Annotated in this window: 4 protein-coding genes; 3 read left to right on the forward strand and 1 reads right to left on the reverse strand. The window is 60.2% G+C overall.

Annotation, left to right across the window (positions count from 1 at the left end; all coding sequences use genetic code 11):
* Positions 1-245 precede the first annotated feature (245 nt).
* Together ACOVQ0_RS04950 and ACOVQ0_RS04955 are read left to right on the forward strand one after the other, a co-directional pair.
* A complete protein-coding gene (locus ACOVQ0_RS04950) occupies positions 246-755 on the forward strand; it encodes a MarR family winged helix-turn-helix transcriptional regulator (protein WP_421880902.1) in 510 nt (169 codons plus the stop codon).
* A 256-nt stretch (positions 756-1,011) separates the two neighbouring features.
* Entirely contained in the window at positions 1,012-2,685 is a 1,674-nt protein-coding gene (locus ACOVQ0_RS04955; protein ID WP_421880904.1) for an alpha/beta hydrolase, read from the forward strand.
* On the opposite strand, the gene ACOVQ0_RS04960 is transcribed toward ACOVQ0_RS04955, so the two are convergent.
* Positions 2,682-3,413: an esterase/lipase family protein gene (locus ACOVQ0_RS04960; RefSeq protein WP_421880907.1), complete on the reverse strand. Its 732-nt coding sequence runs from the start codon at positions 3,411-3,413 to the stop codon at positions 2,682-2,684. The genes ACOVQ0_RS04955 and ACOVQ0_RS04960 overlap by 4 nt on opposite strands.
* Before the next feature lie 115 nt (positions 3,414-3,528).
* On the opposite strand from ACOVQ0_RS04960, the gene ACOVQ0_RS04965 reads away from it, so the two are divergent.
* Positions 3,529-4,641, forward strand: a complete 1,113-nt coding sequence (locus tag ACOVQ0_RS04965; protein ID WP_421880911.1) for a DUF4344 domain-containing metallopeptidase — start codon at positions 3,529-3,531, stop codon at positions 4,639-4,641.
* Positions 4,642-5,086: the final 445 nt, after the last annotated feature.

Consider the following 5,086-nt stretch of genomic DNA (forward strand, 5'->3'; position numbering starts at 1 on the left):
TTTGGGAAAATAGCCGCCGCCCATGCGCCCTGCTGTTCCCATGGGATAGGCCCAGCCGAGCCACAAGCCAGCCACACCGAAGGCGATATAGATCGCACCGGCATAGAACTCTCTCGGGCTCTTGATTGCGACCATGGACGTCTCCCTGACGTGACCGCATTCTTTCGTGCGTCTCACTATCAGGAGCGACAATCGCATTTTTGTTGTAATTTACAACTATTGAAATTCACAACGATTCATACCCAATGCGTATCAAAGCCGCCCAGGCGCCAGAGGCCGCGATGCTTGACCGTTCCCTGATCTATTTCCTGACGTCCATCGCCGAGGACGGAATCGGAAGCGCTAACGCGATTTTCGAAGCGCGTTTCGGCTGGAGCGTGCGGGAGTTGCGGGTGCTGCGGCTGGTGCGCGAGACCCCGAACATGACGTTCACGCGGCTGGCGGCCAGCACGAAGTTCGAGCGCTCGCTGACCTCGCGAACGGTCTCGGCGCTGATCAAGGCCGGGCTGATCACCCGGACCAACAGCCCGCACGACGCCCGCGTCTTCACGTTGCGCGTCACCAACGCTGGGGAGGCGCTGTGCTGTCAGGCTGACCCGCTGACCCGCGAGCTTGAGGCGCTGATGCTCGAGCCACTGAGCGACGCGGAACGCAAGGTGCTTATGGACATGCTTGAGCGGGTGAAAACGTGGGTCCAAACAGGATATCCGGCCGAGGTCAACAATCGCCATCCGGATGCGGTCTCAGGCAAGTGACGCCCCGGGTCATCTCGACCTGGCTTCTTGCAAACAACAACCATCTTGATGTCGCGCCCGATGCCGCCATCTCGATCCGTGAGGAAACGTCTGCGGCTGGCGGCCAGCCTTGCGCCTGCACTTGTGGATCGTCATCATCCCTTCCGCCCTTCGAGCCTATATCGAGTGGATGTCTCGTAAGTCCGTCCAGTCCTGCAGCCAGTAAGCGAATTCTGCACAGAGATGTTTTGCGATAAGGTCAAGCTTAAGTCTTACCATGATGCACACTCGCAACGGTCCCTCTCCAAATTCCAGCTCCCTTGGTTTCATCACGCCATTGGAGCCTTATGGCTTGCTGCTCGGCGCGATAGCTTTCCTTGCCTCGCTAATCCCTAGCTTGATCCCGCGCGGAGAACTCGTGCAGGGCGTGACCGGGGGGCTGGCGTTCGCTTTGGGCTACGCAGCTGGAGTGGGCTTGAGGTGGCTCGCTGAGAACCTGCAAATCGTCTCGCGCCATCAGTTGCACTCGCGCCGACGTTGGCCGGCTGCTGGGGTGTCAGCTGCGATCGTACTGATCGGGCTGGCTCTTGCGCCGAGCTGGCAAAATGGTGTCCGCGCCGCCATGCGGCTCCCGCATCTGGAAGGTTTTAGCGCTTTACTCGCGGGTCTCGCGGCGCTCGTCACGGCTGTGGCGTTCATTGCGTTCGGCCGACTGTTCCGCCGCCTTTGGTCAATGCTCAGTGGGGCACTGAGACCGCTGCTTCCCCCGCGACTTGCGACGCTGTCTGGACTCGCGTTCGCGATCGGGCTCACTTGGTCCGTGACCTCGGGTCTGATGGGCCGGCTTGCAGTCGATGCCTTCGATCGCACGTATGCCAGACTGGATGCGCTGATCCCTCGCGGAGGCTCACCGCCGGCTGACCCGCTCAAGTCAGGCGGGCCTGGCTCGCTGGTGAGTTGGACCTCACTGGGCGCCCAAGGTCGCGAGCACATGCTAGCGGGCCCCACGCGCGCAGAGATTGAATCTCTTGCGGGTGCAGATGCACTCGAGCCGATCCGGGTTTATGTTGGGCTCAATGCTGCCGAAACGGTGCGGGTGCGCGCCGAATTGGCACTCGCCGAGCTTCGTCGTACAGGCGCCTTCGACCGTGGCACACTGGTCATCGCTACGCCCACAGGTACGGGCTGGATCGACGCGGCCGGAACCGCGCCGCTTGAATATCTCCTGAGGGGCGATGTGGCGACCGTCGCCGTGCAATACTCTTATCTTCCGAGCTGGCTATCGCTGCTGGTCGAGCCAGAGAACGGGGTCGAGACCGCGCGCGAAGTCTTCCGCCTGATCCATCGCCACTGGGCTGCCTTGCCGCCGGAGCGACGCCCCAAGCTCTATCTCTTTGGGCTAAGCCTGGGCGCGCTCAACTCGGATCTGGCTGTCGATCTCTATGACATCATGGCAGCGCCCCATCACGGCGCGCTCTGGGTGGGACCGCCTTTCCATAGCCCGACCTGGCGGGAGATTGTGACCAAGCGCAACGAGGGCACCCCGGCTTGGGCACCGCGCTACAGCGACGGGCGCATGTTCCGCTTCGCCACGCAGGACAGCTCGCTTGCCGACAACTATGGCGCTTGGGGCCCGTTGCGCGTCATCTATTTGCAATATCCATCGGACCCGATCGTCTTCTTTCAGACCGGCAGCCTCTGGCGCAAGCCGCCAATTGCCGAGGAGCCCCGGCCGCCTGACGTCGCCAGGGACTTTCGGTGGATCCCCGTGATCAGCTTCGTGCAGATGGTGGTAGATATGATGACGGCCACCACCGCCCCGCGCGGCTTCGGACATGTCTATGCCGCGGAGCACTACCTCAGTGCCTGGACGGCGCTGCTGGAGCCGGTGGGCTGGCCTCCCGAACGGCTGGAGGCGCTCGGAAAACGGCTGAAGGAACACGGGCTCTAGCCGGTCTCTGACGTCTTGCTCCGTGTCAGTGCGTTCAACCGTCTGCCGACCACCTCGCCGAAGCCGCGCGCGGCCTCGGCGAAGCTGAGCCCGGGTTCGAAACGTCCCTCGCGCAGGAAATGCGCTGCCTGCGCAATGACGAGCGGGTTGAGCATCATGAAGGTGTGACTGACCGGCAGGACAATATGATCTGCCATGCCTTCAAGCCTAGTGCTCTCCACCGATACCTTGCCGTCATCGACGCCTGGGATCAGCGCTGATAGCGCAGGGTTGAGGGAAACGGAGCCTGCGATGATGCCCACCTCGTAGTCAGCCGACGGCAGCCTCAGCGGCGTCGCGGCATCGCTGGTGCCCAGTTCATTACCAGCCGGGCCATTCAGCCAACAGAAGGGCGCGTAGCCACCAAAGACATCGACGATCTCCGAGCCGCGGTTAGGAGGAGCCAGCATGACCACTCGGCCCATCTTCAAGGGACGATGATCAGCGAGCCAAAATCTGAGCAGGATACCGCCCATGGAATGGGTAACGAAGTGGACCTCGCGTTCTCCGCACGCGGCTACCGCCTCCGCCACTTTCTCCACCAACGCCCCGATCGGCAATTTTGTGGAGGGGTAGCCCTGGTTCACTACGAGATATCCCTTATCCGCGAGCGCCTCGCCCAGGACCGCCATCGAAGCCTTGCTGCGCGCGAGACCATGCAGGAGGACAATGGCTTTTGGTTCGGACATGGAGTTGAGTTGTGGGCCAGAGGCGGTCCCGCTGCAAGAGTGGCGATGTATGGTCAGTCTCTTGCCGAAACAGAGTCCATGCGGCAAAAACTTGCATGTCAGGTCGGAGTTCGCCGTGAAATCTGTTTCCACTCACTCGCGCTCTTCGCGCCTGGCGAGCGATGCCCGGATCGCCGAAGTCGAGGCAACATTCGCTGGGCACTACATCGGCTATCAATATCATGCAGTCGAGTTCTTGGTCGGTCATCTTGCAGACCTCTCAAGGCAATTCCGGGGCGACTTGCAGGAAATGCTCGTGTTGGCCAGCGAGCCCATCTGCTCCATGTTGAAGAAGCAAATGGAGCGTACCATGATAGGCAAGTGCAGACTCGCGCATCTCATTGTGCTGCTGGCTGTCTGCTTTCTTTCAGCGAACTTCTCTCTGGCGCAAGCGCCCAAAGCCAATAGCGTCCTCATTGATTATGGAGCACCGTCCAGCCCGGCTCATCAGGCCCTGGACGATACGCTGAAGCAGAAGGGCGCTCTCGAACGAATCCAGAAGCTCTTGTCCCCATTCCGGCTGCCACGGCCGCTGACTATCCGCACAGCGAACTGCAACGGCGATATCAATGCATGGTTCGAGGTAGATGCCGTCACGATTTGCCACGAATACATCGAGTATGTGGTTGAAAGTGCCAAAAGCTGGAAGCGCCCTGGTTGGGTGAGCGAACACCACGCGATCATGGGTGCCATGATTGATGTGTTCCTGCACGAGGCCGGACACGCCCTATTTGATTATCTCGACATCCCCATCTTTGGCCGGGAAGAAGATGCTGCCGATCAGTTCGCAGCCTATATGCTGCTGAGCCTAGGGCGGCAGGATACGCCCCAGCTCATGGCGGGCATTGTCTACATCTACCTCAACGAAGCGGGTATCCGCGATTTCTCGGTTCTCAAACGCAAAAGGCTTCGCATCGTAGATCACAAGCAGCACGCCGATGTGCACAGTCTACCACTGCAGCGAATGTATAACACGCTCTGTCTCGCTTACGGCGCGAATCCCGCTCTTTTCAAAGAAGCAGTTGAACGCGGTGCCTTGCCCTCCGATCGGGCTGAAGGCTGTGCCGAAGAGTTCCAGCAGGTGGAAAAGGCCTTCCGCATACTCGTCCAGCCCCATATCGATCTGGAAGTGTTACAGGGAGTGCTTGCAAGCGATACGCTTTCCCTGGGGCGGAAGGTGCTTCCGTAAAGCGTTCCATAGTTCAGAGGGTTTCATTCCTGGCCTGGCCAGTCCGCCGCATTGTTGGCTGGTTCATACCTCAGCCGGAGTGCGACTACATCGACCACACGATTGGTCCAGATGAGGACTTCTAAGGCGGCAGGGGTGGAGTGCCTTATGGTGCATTCTGCATAGGCTGGCAGGTGGAGGGGGCTTCGGCTCCCTCCATTGAGCACGACCTTACCATTCGGGCCGAGCTGGAGATTCGCAGTAGCTTGAGGGAGATGCCCACAACTCCCGGACTTAGCGGCGCGTCCCTTTAAGCCCTAAACCTCAATGAGCCGCAGGCCCTTCGACAACTAAGGAAGCGTGCGGGTACAGGTTCTGGGTACTTCGCTGGTTACAGGAAGGCCTTGCGATGTTCGCTAAGTATTTGTTTCTCAAGAGAAATCACAAGGGAATGGCGGAGACGATG

The sequence above is a fragment of the Novosphingobium sp. genome, from assembly GCF_049240505.1.
Lineage (GTDB): Bacteria > Pseudomonadota > Alphaproteobacteria > Sphingomonadales > Sphingomonadaceae > Novosphingobium.

Excerpts from the sequence above, each read along its gene's own strand:
- ACOVQ0_RS04950 (WP_421880902.1), top strand. The coding sequence starts at position 246 with ATGCGTATCAAAGCCGCCCAGGCGCCAGAGGCCGCGATGCTTGACCGT.
- ACOVQ0_RS04955 (WP_421880904.1), top strand. The coding sequence starts at position 1,012 with ATGATGCACACTCGCAACGGTCCCTCTCCAAATTCCAGCTCCCTTGGT.
- ACOVQ0_RS04960 (WP_421880907.1), bottom strand. The coding sequence starts at position 3,413 with ATGTCCGAACCAAAAGCCATTGTCCTCCTGCATGGTCTCGCGCGCAGC.